Source organism: Methylobacterium sp. FF17, assembly GCF_025813715.1.
Lineage (GTDB): Bacteria > Pseudomonadota > Alphaproteobacteria > Rhizobiales > Beijerinckiaceae > Methylobacterium > Methylobacterium flocculans.
Map to the genome: position 1 here is coordinate 1,438,770 of NZ_CP107532.1, position 23,711 is coordinate 1,462,480.

At 69.9% G+C, this 23,711-nt stretch carries 23 protein-coding genes; 7 read left to right on the forward strand and 16 right to left on the reverse strand.

Annotation, left to right across the window (positions count from 1 at the left end; translation table 11 throughout):
- Positions 1-20 precede the first annotated feature (20 nt).
- Both glf and OF380_RS06630 read left to right on the forward strand, forming a co-directional pair.
- On the forward strand, positions 21-1,175 hold the full coding sequence (glf, locus tag OF380_RS06625; RefSeq protein WP_264051217.1) for a UDP-galactopyranose mutase: 1,155 nt from the start codon (positions 21-23) through the stop codon (positions 1,173-1,175).
- The gene (locus tag OF380_RS06630) at positions 1,175-1,525 is read left to right on the forward strand and encodes a hypothetical protein (protein WP_264049980.1); all 351 of its coding nucleotides are present in this window, start codon (positions 1,175-1,177) and stop codon (positions 1,523-1,525) included. Before glf ends, OF380_RS06630 begins: the two co-directional genes overlap by 1 nt.
- Here OF380_RS06630 and OF380_RS06635 read toward each other — a convergent pair.
- The 10 genes from OF380_RS06635 to OF380_RS06680 form a co-directional block, all read right to left on the reverse strand.
- A complete protein-coding gene (locus tag OF380_RS06635; protein WP_264049981.1) occupies positions 1,514-4,642 on the reverse strand; it encodes a glycosyltransferase in 3,129 nt (1,042 codons plus the stop codon). The genes OF380_RS06630 and OF380_RS06635 overlap by 12 nt on opposite strands.
- A 791-nt stretch (positions 4,643-5,433) precedes the next feature.
- Complete coding sequence (locus tag OF380_RS06640; protein ID WP_264049982.1) at positions 5,434-6,690, reverse strand: D-amino acid dehydrogenase; 1,257 nt, start codon at positions 6,688-6,690, stop codon at positions 5,434-5,436.
- 163 nt (positions 6,691-6,853) lie between these two features.
- Positions 6,854-7,627 carry a sulfur oxidation c-type cytochrome SoxA gene (gene soxA, locus OF380_RS06645; protein WP_264049983.1) on the reverse strand — a complete coding sequence of 258 codons (774 nt, stop codon included), beginning with the start codon at positions 7,625-7,627 and terminating at the stop codon, positions 6,854-6,856.
- Complete coding sequence (gene soxZ, locus OF380_RS06650; RefSeq protein WP_264049984.1) at positions 7,624-7,944, reverse strand: thiosulfate oxidation carrier complex protein SoxZ; 321 nt, start codon at positions 7,942-7,944, stop codon at positions 7,624-7,626. The genes soxA and soxZ overlap by 4 nt, the downstream gene beginning before the upstream one ends.
- Before the next feature lie 6 nt (positions 7,945-7,950).
- On the reverse strand, positions 7,951-8,439 hold the full coding sequence (locus tag OF380_RS06655) for a SoxY-related AACIE arm protein (protein ID WP_264049985.1): 489 nt from the start codon (positions 8,437-8,439) through the stop codon (positions 7,951-7,953).
- Positions 8,436-8,933, reverse strand: coding sequence for a sulfur oxidation c-type cytochrome SoxX (soxX, locus tag OF380_RS06660; protein WP_404810547.1), 498 nt, complete (start codon positions 8,931-8,933; stop codon positions 8,436-8,438). Before soxX ends, OF380_RS06655 begins: the two co-directional genes overlap by 4 nt.
- Positions 8,930-10,180, reverse strand: coding sequence for an NAD(P)/FAD-dependent oxidoreductase (locus OF380_RS06665; RefSeq protein ID WP_264049986.1), 1,251 nt, complete (start codon positions 10,178-10,180; stop codon positions 8,930-8,932). Before OF380_RS06665 ends, soxX begins: the two co-directional genes overlap by 4 nt.
- Positions 10,177-10,464 carry a c-type cytochrome gene (locus OF380_RS06670; RefSeq protein WP_264049987.1) on the reverse strand — a complete coding sequence of 96 codons (288 nt, stop codon included), beginning with the start codon at positions 10,462-10,464 and terminating at the stop codon, positions 10,177-10,179. Before OF380_RS06670 ends, OF380_RS06665 begins: the two co-directional genes overlap by 4 nt.
- On the reverse strand, positions 10,461-12,653 hold the full coding sequence (locus OF380_RS06675; protein WP_264049988.1) for a xanthine dehydrogenase family protein molybdopterin-binding subunit: 2,193 nt from the start codon (positions 12,651-12,653) through the stop codon (positions 10,461-10,463). Before OF380_RS06675 ends, OF380_RS06670 begins: the two co-directional genes overlap by 4 nt.
- Positions 12,654-12,663: 10 nt before the next feature.
- Positions 12,664-13,125: a (2Fe-2S)-binding protein gene (locus tag OF380_RS06680; RefSeq protein WP_264049989.1), complete on the reverse strand. Its 462-nt coding sequence runs from the start codon at positions 13,123-13,125 to the stop codon at positions 12,664-12,666.
- A gap of 498 nt (positions 13,126-13,623) precedes the next feature.
- Between OF380_RS06680 and OF380_RS06685 the strand changes: the two genes are divergently transcribed.
- Together OF380_RS06685 and OF380_RS06690 are read left to right on the forward strand one after the other, a co-directional pair.
- The gene (locus OF380_RS06685; RefSeq protein WP_264049990.1) at positions 13,624-14,367 is read left to right on the forward strand and encodes a Crp/Fnr family transcriptional regulator; all 744 of its coding nucleotides are present in this window, start codon (positions 13,624-13,626) and stop codon (positions 14,365-14,367) included.
- Positions 14,364-14,609 (forward strand): hypothetical protein, encoded by a 246-nt coding sequence (locus OF380_RS06690; protein ID WP_264049991.1) that lies wholly within the window; start codon positions 14,364-14,366, stop codon positions 14,607-14,609. The genes OF380_RS06685 and OF380_RS06690 overlap by 4 nt, the downstream gene beginning before the upstream one ends.
- On the opposite strand, the gene OF380_RS06695 is transcribed toward OF380_RS06690, so the two are convergent.
- The 5 genes from OF380_RS06695 to OF380_RS06715 form a co-directional block, all read right to left on the reverse strand.
- Positions 14,603-15,601, reverse strand: coding sequence for an SDR family oxidoreductase (locus OF380_RS06695; protein WP_264049992.1), 999 nt, complete (start codon positions 15,599-15,601; stop codon positions 14,603-14,605). The two genes, OF380_RS06690 and OF380_RS06695, sit on opposite strands and share 7 nt — an antisense overlap.
- Before the next feature lie 95 nt (positions 15,602-15,696).
- A complete protein-coding gene (locus tag OF380_RS06700) occupies positions 15,697-16,500 on the reverse strand; it encodes a VOC family protein (protein WP_264049993.1) in 804 nt (267 codons plus the stop codon).
- Positions 16,497-17,399 (reverse strand): SMP-30/gluconolactonase/LRE family protein, encoded by a 903-nt coding sequence (locus tag OF380_RS06705; RefSeq protein ID WP_264049994.1) that lies wholly within the window; start codon positions 17,397-17,399, stop codon positions 16,497-16,499. The genes OF380_RS06700 and OF380_RS06705 overlap by 4 nt, the downstream gene beginning before the upstream one ends.
- 4 nt (positions 17,400-17,403) lie before the next feature.
- On the reverse strand, positions 17,404-17,862 hold the full coding sequence (locus OF380_RS06710; RefSeq protein ID WP_264049995.1) for a cupin domain-containing protein: 459 nt from the start codon (positions 17,860-17,862) through the stop codon (positions 17,404-17,406).
- Complete coding sequence (locus OF380_RS06715) at positions 17,859-18,353, reverse strand: DoxX family membrane protein (protein ID WP_264049996.1); 495 nt, start codon at positions 18,351-18,353, stop codon at positions 17,859-17,861. Before OF380_RS06715 ends, OF380_RS06710 begins: the two co-directional genes overlap by 4 nt.
- A gap of 212 nt (positions 18,354-18,565) precedes the next feature.
- On the opposite strand from OF380_RS06715, the gene OF380_RS06720 reads away from it, so the two are divergent.
- Together OF380_RS06720 and OF380_RS06725 are read left to right on the forward strand one after the other, a co-directional pair.
- A complete protein-coding gene (locus OF380_RS06720; protein ID WP_264049997.1) occupies positions 18,566-20,128 on the forward strand; it encodes a GMC family oxidoreductase in 1,563 nt (520 codons plus the stop codon).
- Positions 20,125-21,039 (forward strand): alpha/beta hydrolase fold domain-containing protein, encoded by a 915-nt coding sequence (locus OF380_RS06725; protein ID WP_264049998.1) that lies wholly within the window; start codon positions 20,125-20,127, stop codon positions 21,037-21,039. Before OF380_RS06720 ends, OF380_RS06725 begins: the two co-directional genes overlap by 4 nt.
- A gap of 476 nt (positions 21,040-21,515) precedes the next feature.
- Here the strand turns inward: OF380_RS06725 and OF380_RS06730 are convergent, their stop codons facing one another.
- On the reverse strand, positions 21,516-22,136 hold the full coding sequence (locus tag OF380_RS06730) for a class I SAM-dependent methyltransferase (protein WP_264049999.1): 621 nt from the start codon (positions 22,134-22,136) through the stop codon (positions 21,516-21,518).
- 285 nt (positions 22,137-22,421) lie between these two features.
- Between OF380_RS06730 and OF380_RS06735 the strand changes: the two genes are divergently transcribed.
- Positions 22,422-23,558 carry an S-(hydroxymethyl)glutathione dehydrogenase/class III alcohol dehydrogenase gene (locus tag OF380_RS06735; RefSeq protein WP_264050000.1) on the forward strand — a complete coding sequence of 379 codons (1,137 nt, stop codon included), beginning with the start codon at positions 22,422-22,424 and terminating at the stop codon, positions 23,556-23,558.
- The last annotated feature ends 153 nt before the right edge of the window (positions 23,559-23,711 follow it).

Consider the following 23,711-nt stretch of genomic DNA (forward strand, 5'->3'; position numbering starts at 1 on the left):
AGCACGAAAGTTGACGCATGATGCACGATTGGCTGATCGTCGGCGCCGGTTTCGCGGGCAGCGTGCTCGCCGAGCGCATCGCGCGGGTGCGCGGCGAGCGCGTGCTCCTCGTCGACAAGCGCGATCACATCGGAGGCAACGCCTATGACGGCCTGAACGCGGATGGATTGATGATCCACCGCTACGGGCCGCACATCTTCCACACCAATGCCAAGCCGGTCTTCGACTACCTCTCGGACTTCACCGCCTGGCGCCCCTACGAGCACCGGGTGCTGGCCGAGGTCGACGGGCAGCGGGTACCGATCCCGATCAACCTCGACACCATCAACCGCCTGTACGGACTCGACCTCGATTCCGAAGCCCTGAAGCGCTGGTTCGCCGCGCGGGCCGAGCCGGTGGCGGAGATCCGGACCGCCGAGGACGTGGTGGTCGCGGCGGTGGGACGCGAACTCTACGAGAAGTTCTTCCAGGGCTACACACGCAAGCAATGGGGCCGCGATCCCTCCCAGCTCGACAAGTCGGTGACGGCACGCGTACCGACCCGGACCGACCGCGACGACCGCTACTTCACCGACACCTACCAGGCCATGCCGAAGCACGGCTACACGGCGATGTTCTCCGCGATGCTCGACCACCCGAACATCACCCTGGCACTCGACACCGATTACCGCAGCCTCGGACGCCCGGCCCGGGCCTGCCGGACCGTCTTCACAGGGCCGATCGACACCTATTTCGACACTTGCTACGGCCCCCTGCCCTATCGGAGCCTGCGCTTCGAGCACGTCACCCGCGACGTCGCCTGGCACCAGCCCGTGGGCGTGGTGAACTATCCCCAATCCGAGGATTACACCCGGGTCACGGAATACAAGCACCTCACGGGCCAGTCGCACCCACGCACCGCGCTGACCTACGAGTATCCCGCGGCCGAAGGCGACCCCTACTATCCTATCCCCTGCCCGGAGCATCAGGCCCTGTTCAAGCGCTACGAGCGCCGCGCCCTCGACGAGCGCCGGGTCTGGTTCGTCGGACGGCTCGCCACCTACCGCTACTACAACATGGACCAGATCGTCGGTCAGGCGCTGGCCACGTTCCGGCGGATCGAGGCCCAGGTTCCGCGCCGCGACGGGCGATCCCGCCCCGCGCCCGCCGAACAGGCCGCCACCGGCCCGGCCTGATGCCCATCGACGGGCGGACGCCCCCGCGCGGGCGATGGCTCCAGGCACTCCCCGCCGGTTCGGTCCGCGACAGGCTCGCCACCATTCTGCGGGACGGGGCCAGCGGCCCCCTCACACCGGAGGAGCAGCGGTTCGCCCGGCTGCTGGCCCTCGAAGCGCAGGCGGTCGGCGCCGACGCGGCGACCCGGGATGCGATCGCCGCAGCACGCCGGGCCGCCGGCCTACGATGCCGCCCGGACCGGCGCGTCGAGCCTGACTGCGAACAGCCCTCGACGGAGCCCTCCCCTCACCGCGGGGACGCGCCCTCACCGCGCAGCACCGACGGGCCGATCAACCGCTCAAGGCGGTGAGACGGGGACGGGCGGCACCCTCGAGGGCGCCGGGCTCCCGAACGGCATCATCGACCCTGCATTGGCGTGTGCCTCCTCGAAGGGCGGCAGATCCGCCCGCTCCCGCGACACCGCGTGCTGGACCGGCAGACCGGGCTCCGGCCTGTCCGGCGCCCGCGCCGGGACGGCCAACGGCTGCGGCTCCGCTCCGGGCCCGCGATAATAGGCGTCCAGGGACGGAACGAAGGTGGGTTCGGGCCGCATCGGCTCCATGGCGGCCACGCGGGCGCGGGCGTCCGTCAGGGCATCGAGGATGATGCGGGTATCGCGGGTGAACGGGATCACCACGCCCCCACCCACGGTCTTGATGCGGTCGGCAGGCGCCCCGATGTCGAAGGCGACGATGGGGTAGCCCGCTTCCCAGACCTCGGACAGGACGTAGGAATAGGTCTCCGGCCAGATGCTCGGCAGGAACACGAAGTCCGGATCGATCTCGTCGAGCTTCCGCTTCAGCTCGGATTGCTTGTAGGCGCCGGTGACGCTGGCGTTCCCGTAGCGCTTCAGCCGTTCGTCATCCACGGTGAAGCCGACGACGGTGAGAAAGAAGGGCATGCGGTCGCGCGCCGCCCGCTCCGCCATCCGCACGAGGACGTCGAAGCCCTTGACCCGTCCGATCGCACCCACGACCGCGATCCGCAGGCCACCCGGCGATGCGCCGGCCCGTGAGACCACCGGTGTCTTTCCGTTCAGGCGAGGCTCCGGATGGGGCGCAACGACGATCTCGGGCAGGGTGAAGCGCTTGCGATAGCGCGCCGCCGTGTCCTCCGAGGGGGCGAGGATCCGGGTCGCGCGCTCCAGGATCTTCGCGTTGAACCCGAGCCAGGCTTCCAGGTCGTTTTCGATCAGTCCCCGGTGGTCGGCGAAGTTGTGCTCGACGCCCCCCGAGACGCAGAGCTGGCAGATCGAGGGCGCGGGCTCGCCGCAATAGCTGAGGCGCTCGTCCGTGAGGTGGACGCGCGGACAGTACCACTGGAAGTCGTGCAGCATCACGGTGTAGGGGCGCTTGCCCGAGAGCAGCGCGTCCAAAAAACCGCTCTGGAAGGCCAGGCGCGAGTTCACATGGATCTGGACCTCGACACCGGTCGCCTCCAGGGCCGCCAGCACCCGTTCCAACCGCGGAGGCGTCAGGGTCAGGACGACGCCGGCCCGGTCGAAGCTCAGCGACAGGCGCGGGTCGTCGCCCCGATCCTCAACCGGCGCAAGCACGGCGACCTCGTGATCCGGAGCGCGGGGAAGCGCCCGGATATCGTCGACGTAGCGCTTCGTACCGCCACCGAGCCCGTGCATCAGGTGGAGGGTCAGGGCCGTGAACCGCCCGGCGAGGAGGTGCAGCAGGACATCCGCGCGCAAGTCCTCCAAGGGGTCGGCGCGCAGGAAGGCCTGCACCTCGCCGAGATATTCCGGATAGAGCCTCTCCAGGCGGACGTGGTTGGTGGCCAGGATCGTCGTCCGTTCGTCAACGCCGAACGAGACCGAGCCCTCGTGGATGACGAAGGTATCGGTCGCGGCCAGGTGAACCCAGCCGAGATCGCGCGCGGCGAGGCACCAATCGACCTCCTCGCAGTAACCCCGCCCCCATTCGGGGGAGAACGCGCCGACCTCGTCGAGGGCCTGCCGGTTCATGTGCATGCAGAAGCCGATCCCCGTCGGAATCTCCATCGGGGCGGCGCCCTGCGCTGCGAAGACCCGGTCGATCTCGGCGACATCGAGCCCGAGCGCCGGCAGGCTCGGCGCGACGACGTTCGGGAAGCTGAGGATCGTCGCGTTGTTCGACATCGGCGTCACCGAGGCGATGCCGGGCCGGACGTGACAGTGCCGTGAGAGGCGCGCAACGGCCCCGGGCGGCAGGACCGTATCGGCATTGACGAGGAGCACGTCCTCCCCGGGCTCGAGCAGGGAGAAGCCGCGATTGACGGTTCCGATGAAGCCGAGGTTCTTCGGGTTGTCGAGGATCGTCAGGCCCCGATGGTCCTCCGCGGCGAGCCCGGCCAGGTAGCGGCCGATCCCCGGATCCGGCGACTCGTCGTTGATGACGATGGCGCGCACCCGCCCGGCCTCGAGTTGCGGAATCAGGGATGCGAGGCAGAGTTCGAGATCGGACAATCCCTTGTAGACGGGGACGATCGCGCAGACGGGTGGGGGCGTGCGCGGCGTCGATGCGGCCTGGATCGATTTTGGAGCGGCCTCGCGCGGGAGCGGGATGGTTTCCGCGGCGATCACCGGCTGGAAGCCGATCGACCCGGGTCCACGGGCGCGGTCGACCTCGACCAGATGGGTGCGGATGCGGCGTCGCATCATCATGCTGGTATCCGGCCGCGCCGATCCGAGGAGATGGGCGCGGGCCAGTTCCCGCTGCGCCCGGACCTGGACCTGGATGTCGCTCTCGAACCGGCCGAGAAGCAGGCCCGGGCCATCCGGTCCCGCGACCAGCGCGCTACCCGGCTGGATCTCCACATGTTCGAAGACGAAGCCGGCGATCTCCCGCCCGAACGCCACCTTCACGTCGTTGCGGGCATGCGTCCTGCGCTCCGACTGGGTCAGGCCGCCCCTGACGATCCGAAGCGTCGTCGGCGCATCGAGCATCGCGGGATCGATGTACCAGCCGCGGACGCCGCCGGGGCTGAACGCGTCGATGTTGTATTTCGGCTGGCTGCTCCAGTTCCCGAACTCGAGCGTCGTCCCGCCGGCCCTGATGCCGAGCCGATGCGGCTTTCCGTCGAGGGCCTGGACCGGCAGGGGCAGGGAGAACCCGTTCCAGCCGCCTTGACCGGAGGTCATGGATTGGAACTCGGCGCGGTAGCGGTCCAGGGGCCTTGGGTCGCCAATGATTCCGTCGACGACCAGTTGGACGCTGGGCTCCGAGGTCTTGAAGAGGGGCGAGAGCCAGCCCTCCAGGCAATAGTCCCGCACCCCATCGATGCAGCCGGTGTAGCGGTCGGGCCCGACCTCGAACCTGTGATTATACGTGCGACCGTGCACCATCACGCTGACGGCACAGGTCCCCGGGCGCTCGGACAGGCTCGCGGGCAACAGGGCATGGACGAGTTCAGTCCCGCTGATGCGGCCGGCGGATTCCACCGGAAGATCCTGCGGAGCACCGCCCGCGAATCGGACCTCGACCCGAACCTCCTCGCGATGCGTGTCGGGCGCGAGCGCCAGGAGAACGCCCCCTTCGTGCAGCGTGACCCAAGCGATCGACGCGCGGCCCTTGTACAGTCCGGCACCGGCCGCAGCCCTCGGCCGCAGACTTCTCCAAGCTTTCGTGAACGATACCCGATCAAGATTCGGCAGCTTCGGAAAACGCACTATGCCCTCACTCCAGACCGCGTATGTTCGATTACTCTTCAGCCTGGAGACAGCGCGCTGAAGCACTCAGACCGAACAATGAATTTACCTGAAAGACCAAAGTACAAACGGGATATTGGATCAATACATAATACATGATCAGCGATAATCGAAAACAACGCTCACAGGCCAACATAGTCTACCATCGGATACGCTCAACCCGCCGAGAACCATCAGAGATCCGACACCGTGTCTTCCCCCCATCCGCATCGTCCAGTGCCCCCCGGGACAGTATCGGAGGAGAAAGCGTCAGTTCTCCTGATCGCCCGGAGAAAGTCCGTTCGATTCGGTGCACACGCGAATGATATCACCGGCAGGCCGCGTCATCATGCCATCCCCGCAAAGTCCTGACGCAGCCCGCGCCGGATCAAAAGTCGATTTGCGGGATACGCCTTTCACAAACTGACATTGGAAGCCTGACACGCCCCTCCTCCGACGATTCGATGACGGCGCGTTGACGAAGGCGATCTGGCCGAAGGCCTCCGACAGCGCTGGAATACCGGGACCACGCACAGCCCGTGAGGTCAAGCATAACGCTGCACCGCGAAATCCTGCGGTGCGATCTCGGGCTGCCGGCCGGACATGAGATCCGCGAGCATGCGGCCCGAGCCGCAGGCCATGGTCCAGCCGAGGGTACCGTGACCGGTGTTGGTGTAGAGGTTCCGGTAGGGCGTCTCACCGACGATGGGGGTGCCGTCGGGCGTCATCGGGCGCAGGCCGGTCCAGAAGCGGGCTTTCGCGAGATCGCCGCCCTGCGGGAAGAGGTCACCGACCGAGCGCTCCAGGGCGGCGCGGCGCGGCCCGCGCAGGACCTGGCTGAAGCCGGCGAGTTCGGCGGTGCCACCGGCACGAATGCGGTCCCCAAGCCGGGTGATGCCGACCTTGAAGGTCTCGTCCATCACGGTGGAGACCGGCGCCGCCTCCGGGTCGTCGATGGCTAGGGTGAGCGAGTAGCCCTTGACGGGGTAGACCGGCAGGTTGACCCCGAGCGGACGCAGCAGGGCCGGGGTGTAGCTGCCCATCGCCGCGACGTAGGCGTCCGCGCTCAAGGTCTCCCCTCCGTCCGTGACGACACCGGTGACGCGGCCCGGCTCGTGGCGAAGGCCGGTCACCGTCACGCCGTAGCGGAAACGGACGCCGAGCCCCTCGCACAGCCCAGCGAGGGCTTGCGTGAACAGGTGCGCGTCGCCCGTCTCGTCACCGGGCAGGCGCAGCCCCCCGGCGATGCGCTCGCGGACCCGCGCCAGGGCCGGTTCGGCAGCGATGCAGCCGGCGGGATCGAGCACGTCGTAGGCCACGCCGTACGTGTCGAGGATCGCGGTGTCGGTGCCGACCTGCTCGAGTTGCTTCTGCGTGCGGAACAGCTGCAGCGTGCCCTTCTCGCGGTGATCGTAGGCGATCCCGGTCTCGGCACGCAGGGTGCCCAGCACGTCGCGGCTGTATTCGGCGAGGCGGACCATGCGGCCCTTGTTGCGCCGGTAGGCGTCGTGGGTGCAATTGGCGAGCATCCGGGCAAGCCAGCCGTAGAAGCGCGGCTCGAATTGCGGCAGCAGTACCAGGGGGCGATGACGCATCAGCAGCCACTTCATCGCCTTGACGGGAATGCCGGGCGCCGCCCAGGGCGCCGAGTAGCCGGGCGAGACCTGCCCCGCATTGGCAAAGCTGGTCTCCATCCCGGCGGCAGGCTGCCGGTCGAGCACGGTGACGCGGTGGCCGGCCTTGGCGAGGTAGTAGGCGGTGGTGACACCGACGACGCCGCTGCCCAGAACGAGGACGTTCACGTGAAGATTCCTCCGTCCGCATTCCGGAATGCTTGAGCCCCGGAGCTTGTAACAGGCGCTGCGGCCTGCTTCCGCTGCATTGCACAAAGCTTGCCGCATGCCGGGGCTGCGCCCGATGCAAGCCGAACGCTCTTTTGAGACTTTCGGCGGCGCATGCGAGACCTCAGGGCCGAACCGCCGGCGTTTCCATCGGCAGGGGGCTCGCGCGATCCATCAGGTAGCGTTCGAGGGCGACGAAATCCGGCGCGCCGTAGGGGAAGGGTTCGGCCCGCATCCCGGTCATGCAGTTGCGCAGGCGCCGCTGCACCGATCCGACGCCCTGCCATTCGAGCCGATAGAGGGGGTAACCTGTAGGGTGCCCCTGCGGGATCAGGGCGGCGCCGAGTCGGTGCCCCGCATAGGCGTCGTGGCAGGCGGCGCAGGATAGGCCGAGCTGGCCCATCCGCCCCGTGAACAGCGCGCGGCCGGCGGCACGGGTCGGCGCCAGGCGGGGATCGTCGGGCGGCGTGATCGGCAGGCCACGCGATTGCGCGGCGACGTAGGTGGTGAGCCCCAGGAGTTCCTGGCTCTCGTACGCCAGGGGGTCTGCGCCCTGGTGGCGCGTGCGACAGGCGTTGATCCGGCCCTGGAGGTCGATCGCGCCGCCGGTTGCAGCGTCGTAGGCCGGATAGCGGGCGGCGACGCCGCGCATGCTTGCGCTCGCCGCGCCGTGGCATCCGGCACAGGCGGGGCGGGCCGGCGCCGGGGCCTTCGCCCAGAGGTCCGCGCCGTCCTGGAGCCAGAGCATTCCCGGATTGGCGGTCGCGTCGCGTTGCATCGCCTGGATGTCGGGGCTCATGCCGTCGAAGCCCGAGCGCCGCGCCTCTCCCGGAATCTCGGTGGCGGAGGCCGGCCACGCCAGCAGAAGCCCGAAGGCCAGGCGGGCGGCCCGGCTCACGTCACCGTCAGGGTGGCGGTCTCGGTCTGCTCGAAGCCGTTGTCGCCGCGCCAGGTGAGGGTCAGGGGGCCGGTCCGCGTCGCCCGGAGGGCGAAGGTGAGGTAGGGGTTCGCGGCCGTGGCCGGGAACAGTTCGGCCCGGAACACCGTCTCGCCGTCATACAGGCAGGTGAAATCGGTGATGATGTCGCGGGGTCGGATCCGGCCGTCGGCACCGGGGCGGAAGCCGGTCTCCATCGGGTGCGAGATCAGGGTCTTGATCGTGACCACCTCGCCGGCTTGCGCCGTCTTCGGAACGTTGATCAGGGTGCGGGCCATGGCGGATCAGCCCTCCAGGCAGGCGGCGAGGGTGACGATGGCATCGGCCGTGGTCGACCAGTAGCGGCCGTCGCTGGTCTCGGCGATGGCCGTGATGCGCTGCGTGTCGGCGAGCCGGATGCGGGTGCTGAGGGCGGCGCGCCCCGCGCCGGACCCGAGATGCGCCGTGATCACGTTGGGCTGCGGGTTCTTGTCGTTGAACACTGCGATGCGGCGGACATGGTCCTGCGGCGTCATCGGACTGTCCACCGTCACCGTGATGGTGACGGCGTTGCCGTTCTCGACCAGGGGCGGCAGGTCGAGGTGGATGCGGCCCGGACGAATCTCGGCGTCGCCGGCGAAGCGCCGGACAGCCTCGGCCGTGCTTTCCGTGCGTTGCGCGGCGGCCGACGCCGCGACAGGACGCAGGGTCACCGTGGCGACGCTGCCAAGCCCGAGGGCAAGGACATGACGACGGTTTCGACCGCCATCCCTCTGGTCGTCCTGGGCGCTCACGGCGTCGTCCTCTCTGTCCCGGTGTCGCGCAGCGTGGCGAGGAAGGTGACGATGTCCTCGATCTCCTGGGCTTCCAGCACGGGCCGGCCGCGCCAGCTCACACCCACTCGGGTCATATTCTGCAGGCTGTAATAGGAAGGCATGATGGTGTCCGGGTTCAAGGCCCGGCCATCGACGAGGCGCAGGCGCAGCGCGCCGGCTGAAAGCCGCCCGCCGATTCCGGACAGGTTGGGGCCGAGATCGCCCTGGAAGCGCTCCTCGGGGAATGGCCCGGCATGACAGAGCAGGCAGAGCCCCTTCGTGCGGTCGGTGACCAGGGCGCGCCCCCGGGCGGCATCACCCGGCAGGTCGGTCAAGGGGTGGGGGATTTCGGAAGCCACGACGGTGATGGGCCGCAACGCGTCCTCCGCCCTTCCCTCCGCGCCCAGGACGGAGAGCAGGATCGCGCATCCGATCCCGCCACCGTAGGACGCTTTGATCCGGATACGCGTCACCCGAAAACCTGCCGTGTGATGGTCCGGTACCAATCGGCGGCGTAGAGCGCCTCCTGTTCACGCAGGGACCTCGGCGCATCGACGGGGCTGATGCCGCCGGCGCCCTCGACATCCGCGAGCACGCCACCGGCCGGATGGTAGACGCCCGCGATGGAGATGCCGTAGCCGGGCGCCACGAGGCTGTAGCAGGTGTTGATGAGCTTCGGCGTCTCGGGGGCACGCCCGGCCAGGAGGTCGATCACGGCAGCCGCGCAGACCTTGGCCTGGGCATTGGCCGAGAAGGCGGATTTCGGCATCGCCCCGGCGATGGCGGCGTCGCCGATGACGTGAAGGCCCGGCACCAGCCTGGATTCGAAGGTCACGGGATCGATCGGGCACCAGCCGCTGCGGTCGGCGACGCCGGCGACGATCGCGATCCTGCCGGCGCGCTGGGGCGGGATGATGCAGGCGACGTCCGCCTTGTACTCCGCGAAGTCGGTGCGAACGATCATCGCGTCCGGCTCGACGGCGCTGACCTGGCCGCCCTCGGCCAACGGCACGTACTCGATCTGCTCCGGGTAGAGCGTGGCCCAGGCCGATTGGAACAGGCGCTGCTTGGAAAAGGTGTCCTTGGCGTCAAGCAGGATCAGCTTGGCGCGGGGTTTGCGCGTCTTCAGTACGTGGGCGATCAGGCTGGCGCGCTCGTAGGGTCCGGGTGGGCAGCGGTAGGGATTGCCCGGGACCGCCAGCACCACCGTGCCGCCCTCCGGCATCGCCTCGATCTGCCGAGCCAGCAGCAGGGTCTGCTCCCCCGCCTTCCAGGCGTGGGGCATGCGGGCCGCGGCGGCCTCGTCGTAGCCCGGAATGGCATCGAAGCGCAGGTCGATGCCCGGCGAGAGCACGAGGCGGTCGTAGGGAAACGTCGTGCCGTCGGCGAGCGTGACCCGTCGGGCCCCCGCATCGATGCCGGTGGCGGCAGCATGCACCACGCGGATGCCGGCGCGGGCCAGACCCTCGTAGCCGAAACGCTGCGCCGCCATCGGCTGCAGCCCGGCGATGACCTCGTTGCTGAACGGGCACGCCACGTAGGTCGGGTTCACCTCGACCAGGGTCACGTCGAGGCCGCCCCGGTGCAGGGCACGGGCGGCGGTAGCACCCCCGAAACCGCCGCCGATGACCACGACCTTGGGCGCAGCCTGCGCCAGGGCAGGCCGCGCCAGAGCGAGTGACGCCCCGGCGGCAAGGAGCGCGCGGCGCGTCGTGTTCATGGCTGCCCTTGACGTGCGAGGTAGGCGGCGATCGCCTGGGATTCCGCCTCCGAGAACCCCTTGGCGATGCGGCCCATCACGCTGTCGGGCCGCGTCCCCGAACGGTACGCGGCGAGCGCCGCCGCGATCTCGGCCTCGGGGCGCCCGTCGATCGCCCCCATTGCGGCTCCCTCGGCATGGCACCCGGCGCAGGAGGAAGCGCCCGGCGGCGGGCGCTCCGCCGCAGAGGCCACCCCGACCGGTCCCGCCAGCAGGCAGGCCGCGACCATCGGGAAGAGCTTCACGCCCGACGCAGGTCCGTGTTCTTCACCGGCATCTGGCGCACGCGCTTGCCGGTGGCCGCATAGATGGCGTTCAGCACGGCGGGCGCCGCCACCGCGATCGTGGGCTCGCCGACCCCGCCCCAGAACCCGCCCGACGGCATAACGATGGTCTCCACCACCGGCATCCCGTCGAGACGCATCACCGGGTAGGTGTCGAAGTTCGTCTGCTCGATGCGGCCGTCCTTGACCGTGCATTCCTGATAGAGCGCCGCCGACAGCCCGTAGACGAAGGAGCCGGCGATCTGGGCATCGATCTGCTGCGGATTCAGGGCATGGCCCGGATCGGTGGACGCGACGATGCGGTGGACCTTGACCGCGCCGTCATCCCCCACCGAAACCTCGGCCACCGCCGCCACGTAGGAGCCGAAGCCCATCATCTGGGCGAGGCCGCGATGGACGCCTTGCGGGGGCTTCGAGCCCCAGCCCGCCTTGTCCGCCACTGCCTGCAGCACGGCCCGGTGCTTGGGGTGCTTGTCCATCAGCTTCAGGCGGAACGCCAACGGGTCCTGGCCGGCCGCGTGGGCGAGCTCGTCCATGAAGCATTCGAGGTAGATCGCGTTCGGGTTCATGTTCACGCCGCGCCAGAAGCCCGGCGGCACGTGCGGGTTGCGCATGGCGTGATCGACCAGGATGTTCGGGATCGTGTAGCCGATCGCCGCCTCCGCGCCGCCCGCGTTGAGCCCCTGGAACACCACCGGGTCCTTGCCGTCCACCATCCGGTTCGGCGCCACCGAGACCAGGATCGACTGGCCGGAGATGCGCATGTGCAAACCGGTGAGATTGCCGGCTTCGTCGAGGCCGGCGCGCATCCGGCACTGGGTGATCGGGTGATAGCGCCCGTGCGTCATGTCCTCTTCGCGGGTCCAGATCATCTTGATCGGGGTCCCGGGCATCTCCTTCGCGATCAGGACGGCCTGGCGCAGCCAGTCGTGGGTCGCGCCGCGCCGGCCGAACCCGCCGCCGAGGAGGAGTTTGTGGACGTCGCACTGATTGGCCGAGAGGCCGGCGGCCTCCGCGACGGCGGCGAGCGCCGCCTCGCCGTTCTGGGTCGGCGCCCAAGCCTCGCAGCGCTCCGGCGTCCAGCGCACCGTGGCGTTCATCGGCTCCATGGTGGCGTGGTTCTGGAACGGAACGCCGTAGGTCGCCTCCACGACCTTGGCCGCCCCCTTCAGTGCCGCCGCGGCGTCGCCGCCCTTGTTGCCGACGTAAGCCTCCGGCGCGTCGAGGCCCTCCCGCAGCATCGCGGCGATGCTCTCGCTCGAGACCGTGCCGTTGGGACCGTCGTCCCAGACGATGGGCAGGGCCTCGACGGCGGTCTTGGCGCGCCAGAACGTGTCGGCGATCACGGCGACGCCGGAATCGCCGACCGCGACGACCTTCTTCACGCCGGGCATGCCCTCGACCGCCTTGGCGTCGAAGCTCTTCACGGTGCCGCCGAAGACTGGACAGTCGCGGATCGCCGCGTTCAGCAGGCCGGGCATCGTCAGGTCGATGCCGTAGATCTGGCTGCCATCGGTCTTCTCGACGGTGTCGAGGCGTTTGACCGGCTTGCCGGCGATGGTCCAGTCCTTCGGGTCCTTGAGGACGATGTCCTTGGGCGGCGCGACCTTGGCCGCCGCCATCGCCACCGCGCCGAAGGTGGTGCTGCGGCCCGAGCCCGCATGGGAGATCACGCCCTTCTCGACGCGGCACGCCTCGGGTGCGACGCCCCAGCCCTTGGCGGCGGCCTCGACCAGCATCATGCGGGCGGCGGCTCCGCCCTTACGGACATAATCCTGCGACTCCCGGATGCCGCGGCTGCCGCCGGTGCCGAAATCGCCCCAGACCCGGCCGCGCGCGACGTTCTGGCCCGGCGTCGGGTATTCGGTGGTCACCTTGGACCAGTCGCAGCCGAGTTCCTCGGCGACGAGCTGGGCCAGGCCCGTCAGCGTGCCCTGGCCCATCTCGGAGCGGGCGATGCGGATCACCACGGTCTCGTCGGGCTTGATCACCACCCAGGCATTGACCTCCGGGGTGAGGGCGGGGGCCGCCCCTTGCGCGGCGGCCTCGGGTGCGAAGGGCACGTGGAAGCCGAGGCTGAGGCCGCCGGCGGCGGCGACGGCACCCGTCACGAAGGCGCGGCGGGAGGGCTGGTTCGCGGAGACGGTCATGGCTCTCTCCTCAACCGGCCTGGCCGCCATTGGCGGCGAGCTTGATGCCGGCGAGAACCCGGCCATAGGTCCCGCAACGACAGATGTTGGTGATTTCCGAGCGGATCTCCGCCTCGCTCGGGTGCGGGTTCTGCGCCAGCAGGGCAGCCGAAGCCATGATCATGCCGGACTGGCAGAAGCCGCATTGGGGCACGTCGAGCTCGGCCCAGGCCTTCTGGACCGGGTGCGAGCGATCCGACGACAGGCCCTCGATGGTGACGATCTTCTGATCCGGCGTGATGCCCGAGACCGGCATCGAGCAGGAGCGCACCGCCGCTCCGTCGATATGCACGGTGCAGGCACCGCACTGGGCGATGCCGCAGCCATACTTCGTGCCCGTGAGCCCGGCCTGCTCGCGAATCACCCAGAGGAGCGGGGTGTCGGGCTCCGCCTCGACCTCGCGGATGGCGCCGTTCAGGTTCAGACGGATCATGCGTATCCTGCCCCGGTTTTCCGTCGCGAGCCACGCGCGGCCGACCAGGCGCACGTCCAGCCCCGTATTTGGAATTGTTATACGGTGCGGACGGGGCTTGCGTCTACTGGGGCGAAGCGCGACCGGTCGCGACGAATGCTTCCGTGCACCGGCGGACATCGCCGCCGGGCCGCGCCAGCCCGTCGATCAACCTTCGGACGTTTCCGGGGGTCGTATGGTGGCCGTCCCGCTGGTTTCGGCGGTGGCCTCGACACCGGCGGCGATCCCTACCCTTGCGCGTCACGCGCCCCACATACCCCATCTTCGCCAAGGAATACGTCGCGCACGACGCCACATGACGGCATACCGGTCCTGGCGCGCTCTGCCCCCTGGACCGCGAACCGGGATGTGAGCGACCGGGCCAGGCGGGGGAAGACACGGAGCCGGGAAAGCCGGTATTCCGTGCGGAGGCCTGCGGAACCGTGGCGCCGCCCCGGAACAGGAAAGGGTGATGTCGATATGAGCTTCGCAGCCGGCTCCGATCTCAGCCTGCTCACCCGGAAGCTGGAATCCATCATCACCCTCTCGGACGTGGAGCGCCGGGCCCTCGAACGCCTGCCCATCAGCCGGCGGCAGCTCCCCGCCCGCCGGGACATCGTGCGCGACGGCGACCATCCCTCGCAATGCTGCCTGCTCCTCGACGGTTGGGCCTTCCGCTACAAGCTCCTGGACGAGGGCAAGCGCCAGATCCTGTCGGTGCATATTCCGGGTGACATCCCCGACCTGCAGAGCCTGCACCTGCCGGTGATGGACCACAGCCTGGGCACGCTCACCGCCTGCACCGTCGCCTTCATCCCCCATGAGGCGATGTATGAACTCACCCGCCAGCACCCCGGCATCACCGCCGCCCTCTGGCGCGACACGCTGGTCGATGCCGCGATCTTCCGGGAATGGATGACGAATATCGGCCGGCGCTCGACCCTTGGCCGGATCACCCACCTGTTCTGCGAACTCTACCTCAAGCTGCACGCCATGGGTCTCGCCGAGAACCACGTCTGCGAGATGGCCCTGACCCAGGGCGACATCGCCGACGCGATCGGCGTCTCGAACGTGCACGTCAACCGCGTGCTGCAGGACCTGCGCAGCCAGGGCCTGCTGACGCTGCAGGGCCAGCGCCTCGTGATCCAGGACTGGGCGCAGCTGACGAAGCGCGCGGAGTTCGATCCGGCCTATCTGCACCTGAAGCCGGCGGCGGTCCCGTGACCCTCCGGCTCCAGCCCATCCGCGTCCGGACCGCGAGCGACGACGAGGACGGGCAACTCGTCCTCGTGGACGAGGCCCTCGTGGCCGTGCTCGTCCGCCTCGCGCCGGATCACGGGGCGATGGCGGGCCACTGGTACCTGGAAGCGGGGTTCGGCCAGGTCACCGTTCCGACCTCTCCGACCTTCCCGGATCTCGACGCGGCCCTGGCCTGGATCGCGCAAAGGCTGCACGCGCCTTACTGAGGCGACCGCCGCTGTCCCGGGGCGAGGCGCCGGCCGAGGAGTAGAAGCGCGGCGCCCCCGACGAGGGCCGCCCCCGCGACGCTGAGCGGCCGGGCCGAGGGAACGCCCTTGCGCGCGCGCCAGCCCCCGCTCGTCCTCGGAGGGTCCGACAGGGGCGCACGCAGGGCTCCCTCCGTGCGCGGCGCCGGGCCGGCCCGGTCGAGGGCGCGATGGATGGCGAAACCCATGGCATGCTCGGTGGGTCCCGACGCCAGGGCGTAGGCCACCTGCGCCATTCGCGCCGGCCAGCCCACCGCGACCTCGTCATGCGGATGGCGGGCAAGGTGCACGAAGGTCTCGGCCACGTCCTCGGGGGCATAGACCAGGGGGCCCGTATCGATGGTCCGACCCGAGACGTTGGCGCCGTGCTCCAGGCCTGGCGTGTCCACCATGGCGGGAAAGACCGAGCAGACATGGATGTCGCGGTGGCGCCGCAACTCCTGGCGCAGGCTGGCGGTGAAGCCGCGCAGGCCGAATTTGCTCGCCGTATAGGCCGCCGCGAACGGGGCCGGCGCCCAGCCGCCGAGCGAGATGTTGGTGATCAGCGTGCCGTGCCCCTGGCGCAGGAAATGGGGCAGCACCGCGTAGGCGCCGTACATGCCGCCGAGCAGGTTCACCGCCACCGTACGATGATGGAGGTCGAGGGGTGCGTCCTGGAACGGGCCGAAGACCCCGGTGCCGGCATTGTTGATCCAGACGTCGATCCCACCGAAGGCCCGGTGGGCGGCGGTGGCGAGCGCCTCCACGGCCGAGGCATCGGTGACGTCGGTCGGAACGGCGATCGCCTCGCCGCCCTCCTCCCGGCACGCCCGCGCCAGGTCCGCCAGCGCCTCCGCCCGGCGGGCCGCGAGGACCACGCGCGCCCCTCGCGCCGCGAAGGCGAGGGCAGCCGCCCGCCCGATGCCGCTGGACGCTCCCGTGATCACCACCACGCTGCCGCGCAGATCCCGCATGCCCGTCTCCCGGCTCGGACGGTGCGCCGATCGCGCCGTCGCCCGTGCGGCCAACCGGACCCGGACGGGCGCTGTTCCTGATCCGGGGTCGGGGGTTACGTCAGCAGCAGGCGATGGCCGTCGGGATCCCGCAGCCGCCGCGGCGCGTCCTCCCGAGGCGGCGCGTCCGCACCGGAGAAGACCAGGACCGTGGCGGCGATGTCGTGGTCGTCGCAGGTGAGCCCGGCCCGGGCGAATGGGCCCGCGTAGCAGAGGAGTTCGACGTGGGGCGTCGGCGCTCCCGGCGGCGCCAAGCCCGTCACCGTCACGCGCGGCTCCGCCACCGCATCGAGGCGCGCCTGCTCGGGGCCGGTATTGATGGAGCGCGACAGGACCGAGAAGCCGAGCCCGCGATAGAAGGCGAGGCTCGCCTGCGTGTCCCCCACCGAGATCGCGGAATGGTCGAGGCCAAGGCAGATGTCCGGCCCTGGCCCCCGCCAAACCTCCGGCTCGCGCCCCGTCGGGAAGGCCAGCAGCTCGAGGGGATGCCCCTCGGGGTCACAGAACTTGAAGGCGTCGACGCCGCCCGAGGAAGCCGGCAGGCGCTCCGGCCCCGCCGTCGAGATGGCGCGCCAGCCCGCCCGGGCGGCGAGGCGCGCATGGGCGGCGGCCATGTCCGAGACCACGATGGCGATATGCTGGAACAGGGGGCTCCAGCCCGGCACCTGCGCCGGGTAGGGCCGACCCGGCGCGTCATAGCCCACGAGGTCGACGGCCTGTGCGCCGAGCCGCAGGGGAACCACGGTCTCGCCGGCCCGCCGAACGGTCGCCCCGCGCGAGAAACCGAGGGCCCCGATGTAGAACCCGGCCAGGGTTTCGGGGTCGGCGCTGACGAGGCGGATGCGGTCCAGGCGGATCACGGGACCTGAGCGCCGCGCCGATTCAGGAAGATCGCGTAGAGGGTGTGCGAGCCGCCGATGAACAGGCGGTTCTTCATGCGGCCGCCGAAGGTGAGGTTCGAGACCCGGTGGGGGATGAGAATCTTGCCCATCAGGGTGCCGGTCGGATCGATGCAATGGACGCCGTCGGCGGCGCTGCTCCAGACGTTGCCGTCCTCGTCCACCCGCATCCCGTCGCAATAGCCGGGGCTGATCGTGTGGAAGACCGCGCCGCCCGAGAGCGCGAAATCCAGGCCGACATCGAAGACGCGAATGTATTGGCGCGGGTTCGGTCCCGTCTGGTCGCCGGTCTCGGCCACGTAGAGCCGGCGCTCGTCGGGCGAGAAGGCCAGCCCGTTCGGCCCGTCGAAGTCGGTGGCCATGGCGCGGATGTCGCCGGAATCCGGATCGAGGCGGTAGAGGGTCGGGGGCTGCTCCGAGACCTGGCGTCCGCCCTCGTAATCGTTGGCGATGCCGTAGACCGGATCGGTGAACCAGATTGCCCCGTCCGAGGCCACCACCACGTCGTTCGGTGCGTTGAGGCGGCGCCCGGCATGGTGGGTGACCAGCGTCGTGACCGCGCCGTCGTGCTCGGTGCGATACAGGCAGCGGCCGCGATGGGAGCAGGCGATCAGCCGGCCCTGGCGGTCGCGGGTCTGGCCGTTCGCATAGTCCGAGGGCGCCCGAAAGACGGAAAGCCCCTCCGCCTCGCTCCAGCGCATGGTGCGGTTGCGCGGCAGGTCCTGGAACAGCAGGCAGTCGGCGTCGCCGAACCAGACCGGCCCCTCGATCCAGCGGAAGCCGGTGGCGATCTCCTCGAGTTCGGCGTTGCCGAGGATGTACCCGGCAAAGCGCGGATCCACGATCTCGACGCTCGACATGGGCCTACCGGAACCGGCACGGGGTCGCGATCGTGGGTGGTGCATCAAACTGCACAACCATCAGCACGGCGGGTGCATCGCCGACCGTGCCGGAGAGGTGCCCCTGGCGTCCGTCCACCGCCTTCGTGTTCTGATCCTCGCCGAAGGAGATCTCCCCCGGCCCCATCTCGACGCGGGTGCCGTCCATGGATTCGACGAACCAGCGCCCCGAGAGCGGGATGATCCATTGCGGCTTCGGGTTCTCGTGCCAGGCGCCGGTCCAGCCCACCGGCTGCACCGTGACCATCACGGTGGCGCCGTCATGGGTCTTGGTACCCTGCCATTGCGGATCGGCCGGCGGCTGCATCGACTTCATGTCGAAGTCCGTGAGCGCGCAGCGGGTCTGGTGGCTGACACCCTCCGCGTCGGTCCACAGGTGCCAATAGGGGACGCTGGGTTTGTCCGGCGCATTCGTGTCGGTCATCGGGCGGCTCCCGCCGGTTCGGTCGAAGGGGTGATGCGGTAGGGCTGGGAGGAGGCGAGCGGATGGCTGAGGAAGAGCCGCACCGTCTCGGCCCCGGTGCCAAAGGTGATGAGGAGAAACCCGCCGGCCAGGGCGAAGTTCTTCAGGAAATCCCAGAACAGGCCGCGCCCCTTGCTGTCGCCGCCCGCCCAGAAATCGCCGGGACGCCAGAACTGCTTCCACAGCAGCGCCGTGACGCCGCAATAGCCTGCGAGCACGAAGGCAGCCGCGCGGTCGGCGATGCCGGTGAGGATGCCCAGCGACATCACGATCTCGACGAACAGGCCCGCGAGGATCAGAACCCGGGCGAGGCTCGCGTTCGGGACGCGCTCGCGTGCCTGTCCCACCGCGCCGCGGAAGTTCAGGACCTTGTCCAGGGCGCTGAAGGGCAGGAACAGCAGCACCAGGAGGAGCCGGACCGCGAAGGCGATGGCGATGCTGAGTTCTGCCACGGGCCTGTCCTGCTCAACTGGGACGCCGCAGGCGGCGACGGGGCCATCCGGATCGCCGGCCCGCGGGACCGCGATGCCAGCGGCGGTTGAACGCGGCACCTTCGTGCAGGTTCAAACGTTCGTTGCATCGGGCGCCTCACGTCGGCGCGAGAGCGGGCGGCCGGCGGCGCGCTCCGGGCGTCCGCGAATTGTTGGCCCAAGGCGGAGGCCCCATGAGCCCAGACCATTACGACGTCGTGATCGTGGGTTCGGGGCCGGGCGGCGGCACCATGGCCTGGCGCCTCGCCCAGACCGGCAAGCGCGTGCTGCTACTGGAGCGCGGCGGCTACCTGCCGCGCGAGCGCGAGAACTGGGACGCCCGAGCCGTGTTCGTGGATGCGCGCTACCAGGCGCCCGAGACCTGGTACGGCGCCGACGGGCGCACGTTCCATCCGGGCCTGCACTACTACGTGGGCGGCAACAGCAAGGTCTACGGCTCGGTGCTGCTGCGCCTGCGGACACGCGACTTTGACGTGGTCCGCCACCCCGACGGCGACGCGCCGGAATGGCCGGTGAAGTACGACACCTTCGCGCCCTACTATCAAGCCGCGGAGGAACTCTACCACGTCCACGGTCTGCGCGGCGAAGACCCGACCGAGCCGCCGGCGGACAAGCCCTACGCCTACCCGCCGGTCTCCCACGAGCCGCGCATCCAAGAGCTGTTCGACGGGCTGAAGCGCGAGGGCCACCGGCCCTTCCACCTGCCGGTGGGCATCCTCCTCGACGAGCGCGACGGCAAGGCCCTGCCACACTCGGCCTGCATCCGCTGCGACGCCTTCGACGGCTACCCGTGCCTCACCAACGGCAAGGCGGATTCGCAGATCATCTGCGTCGACCCGGCGCTGGCTCAGCACCCGAACCTCACCCTCTGGACCGGCGCCTATGTCGAGCGCCTGATCACCAGCCCGAGCGGCCGGGCGATCACGGGGGTCGAACTCGTCCGCGACGGCCAGCGCCGGACGGTGTCGGGCGACATCGTCGTGGTGGCCTGCGGCGCCCTCTCCTCGGCGCTGCTGATGCTGCGCTCGGCCAACGACGCGCATCCGCACGGGCTCGCCAACGCGTCGGGCCAGGTCGGGCGCAACTACATGCGCCACAACAACGCCACCGTGCTCGCGGTCTCGCGCACCCCGAACCCGACGAAGTTCCAGAAGACGCTGGGCCTCAACGACTTCTACTTCGGCTCCGACGACTGGGACTTTCCGCTGGGCCACATCCAGATGGTCGGCAAGTCCGACGGCACGCAGATCCACGGCGAGGGCCTGCCGGACGTCCTGCAATGGTTTCCGGAAAAGCCCTTCGACTGGATCGCCAGGCATTCCCTCGACTTCTGGCTGACCTCGGAGGATCTGCCGCGGCCGGAGAACCGGATCTTCTACGACGGCGGCCGGGTTCGCCTCGACCTCACCGAGAGCAACATGGAGGGGCATGCCCGGCTGAAGCAGAAGCTGCGCGACCTCTGCGGCAAGCTCGACGTGCACCCGCACCTGTTCGACCGCTCGCTCTACCTCGGCAAGGACACGCCCATCGGCGGCACCGCGCACCAGGCCGGGACGCTGCGCTTCGGCGCGGACCCGGCGACCTCCGTGCTCGACCTCGACTGCCGCGCTCACGGCATCGACAACCTCTACGTCACCGATGCGAGCTTCTTTCCTTCGATCGGCGCCGTGAACCCGACCCTGACCATCATCGCCAACGCCCTGCGGGTGGGCGACACCATCGCTGACCGGCTATGAGCAGCCTTCCCGCCCGCCTCGCCGCCCTGGCGATCCGCCTGACCGGTCGGCGGCGCGGCCTCGCCCGGGACGACCTCGATCCCGAGGCGGCGATCGCGAACCGGTCCCGCCCGGCCCGGCCGACCCGCGCGCTGCGCCGCCGCCTCGCGGTGACCTGGGCCCTCCACGACGGCTTCGAGGTCTATACCCTCTCGCCGCGACGGGCCACGCGGGCGGGCCGGGTGATCTACTTCCACGGCGGCGCCTACACGAGCCCGATCACCCGCATCCACTGGCGCTTCCTTGCCCGCATGGTGGAGGCGACGGGCCTCAGCGTCACGGTGCCGCTCTATCCGCTGACCCCGGAGCATGCCTGCGCCGATACCTGCGCCTTCGCGCTGTCGCTCTACCGCGCGGGCCTGGAGACCGGTGCCGGGCCGCCCGTCGCCCTCATGGGCGATTCGGCCGGGGGCGGGCTCGCCCTGTCGCTGGCGATGCAGGTCCGCGACGCCGGCCTGGCCCTGCCCGGCGGCCTCGTCCTGATCTCGCCCTGGCTCGACGTCGCCACGGCCGATCCCGCGCAGGCGCGGATCGAACCTTCGGATGTGATGCTGATGCGCCCCGGGGTCCGGACCCTCGGGCGCTGGTACGCGGGCGACTGGGCGCTGACGGACGAACGGGTGAGCCCGCTCTTCGGTGCCCTCCAGGGCCTGCCCCCGATCGAACTCTTCTGCGGCACGCACGACATCCTGGTCGCCGACGCCCGGCGCCTGACCGCCCGGGCCCGGGCGGAAGCGATCGCCCTCGCCTATCACGAGGAGCCGGGCCTGATGCACGTCTACCCGCTGCTCGGCCTGCCGGAATCGCGCCGGGCTGAGGCGCGGATCGCATGGTTTCTCGGGAGGTCGGACGCTGCGGGGCCGAGCGCCTGAAGCGGGCGGCTCCGACGCCGCCCTGGGCCTGGTGGCGCCCCCGCAGCCGTTGAAGGCTCGACTGTCCGCATGCGGGGCGCGATTCGTCGACGGGCGGATTCACCGTTTGAACGCTCCGTCTCGGCCGATTCGGACGCGGCGGCCCGGCTCCCTGGCGCGGGCGCGGGGAAGCCGTGGCGGATCACGCTCCACGTCCTGCCACGGCGTCGTGCCGACCGCCGGCTGGCCCGTACGCGACGGCAACGCAGGGACGGACACCGCGATCGATCGTGAGCGCGTGCAGGCCCCCTCCCCGGAGGCGACGGGGATCGGTTATCCCGTATACGACGCCGCCGGGTCGATCCTGTGGATCGCGGCGAGCCCCTCCATCGACCGGAACGATCTCGTCCTGCCGAGGCGCATCGCGCGTCTCGCGAACGGGCCGCCGCGCGGCCATCCCTGGCCGCCGAACCGGATCCCGCCGTCCCGGATCGCCCTCACGCGGTCCGGCGGAAAACCAGCCCGAGGTTGTTCGCCGGCAGGGCGATCCGTCGGTCCAGGCGCAGGCCCTGATCCTCGGCCACGCCCGCGACGGCCTCGAGGTCGCGGACGCCCCAGCGCGCATCGCGGGCCTGCAGATCCGCGTCGAAATCCGCGTTGCTCGGCGCGGTGTGGCGCCCGTTCTCGCGGAAGGCGCCGTAGAGGAACAAGGGGCCGCCCGGCGGCAGGAGGCGGCCCGCCTGCCGCATCAGGCCGAGGGTCGCGGCCCAGGGCGCGATGTGGATCATGTTGATGCACAGGATGGCGTCCGCCCGGTCGATCGGCCAGGGTCCGGTGGCGGCATCGAGGTCGAGGGGCGGCCGGATATTCGCAGAGCCGGCGGCCCGCGCATGGACCTCGATGCTGCGGCGATAGGCCGGTTCCGGATCGCTCGGCTGCCAGGTCAGGCCCGGCAGCGCGGCGGCGAAGTGGACCACGTGCTCACCGGTGCCGCTGGCGATTTCGAGGATTGTGCCGGAGGTCGGCAGGACGCCGCGCAGGGCCGCCAGGATGGCCTCGCGGTTCCGGGCGACGGCGGGCGCGACCAGGGCCTCCGTGCGCGCATCCCAATCCTGCATCGTTCGTCCCATCCCACTGCGCCGATTCGGCCATCGCCCGGAACCGGGGCGGATAGCATATCCTCGCGGCCGGACGCGGGTTCCGGAGGAGGCCGGACGCGTGATCCCGTGCCCGAAGAGCACAGGACTTTCCGAAACGAAGCCTCGGGCGTTGCATCCGGACGCGAGAAGCATCACACACGCCGCAGATTTTCGGGCCGTTCGGCGTGCCGCCCCAGAGCGAGACGCGCCGAAGAGTCGACCGTTCGACGCCGTCCGTAATCGTCCACGCAACAGGAGTTCGTGATGAAGACGCGCGCAGCGGTCGCGTGGGAGGTCAAGAAGCCCCTCACCATCGAGACCATCGACATCGAAGGACCCAAGGCCGGCGAGGTTCTCGTCGAGCTGATGGCCACCGGCATCTGCCACACCGACGCCTACACCCTGTCGGGTCTCGATTCCGAGGGCAAGTTCCCGGCGATCCTCGGGCACGAGGGCGCGGGCATCGTCCGCGAGGTCGGCGCGGGTGTCACCACCCTGAAGCCCGGCGACCACGTCATCCCGCTCTACACGCCGGAATGCCGCAACTGTAAGTCCTGCCTGTCGCAGCGCACCAACCTCTGCACCGCGATCCGCGCCACGCAAGGCCAGGGCGTGATGCCGGACGGCACCAGCCGCTTCTCCTGCGTCTCCACCGGTGGCAGCCCGGGCGGGTCGAACACCGTGTTCCACTACATGGGCTGCTCGACCTTCTCGAACTTCACGGTGCTGCCGGCGATCGCGCTCGCGAAGATCCGCGAAGACGCCCCCTTCGACAAGATCTGCTACATCGGCTGCGGCGTGACCACCGGCATCGGCGCGGTGATCTACACGGCGAAGGTCTGGCCCGGCGCCAACGTGGTGGTGTTCGGTCTCGGCGGCATCGGCCTCAACGTGCTCCAGGCCGCCCGCATGGTCGGCGCCGACAAGATCATCGGCGTGGACATCAACCCCGACAAGCAGGCCATGGCCCGCAAATTCGGCATGACCCACTTCATCAACCCGACCGAGATCGGCACCGACAAGGTGGTCCAGGCCATCGTCGACCTCACGGGCGGCGGCGCGGATTTCTCCTTCGACTGCACCGGCAACGTCCACGTGATGCGCCAGGCGCTGGAATGCTGCCATCGCGGCTGGGGCGAGTCGATCGTCATCGGCGTGGCGGAGGCCGGCCGCGAGATCTCGACCCGTCCGTTCCAGCTCGTCACCGGCCGCGTCTGGAAGGGCTCGGCCTTCGGCGGTGCGCGCGGCCGCACCGACGTGCCCAAGATCGTGGACTGGTACATGGAGGGCAAGATCAACATCGACGATCTCATCACCCACACCATGCCGCTCGACGAGATCAACCACGGCTTCGACCTCATGCACGAGGGCAAGTCGATCCGGTCGGTGGTGGTTTACTAGGACCGGCCATTCCGGAACGACTGACGAACGAAGCGCGGGTCCCCTCTCCTGCGGGAAAGGGGCGGGGTGAGGTGCGTGATCTCTCCGGAGGTGGACCACACCTCACCCCAACCCTCTCCTTTCGGGAGCGGGAGCGCGCTGCGCCTCATCAGT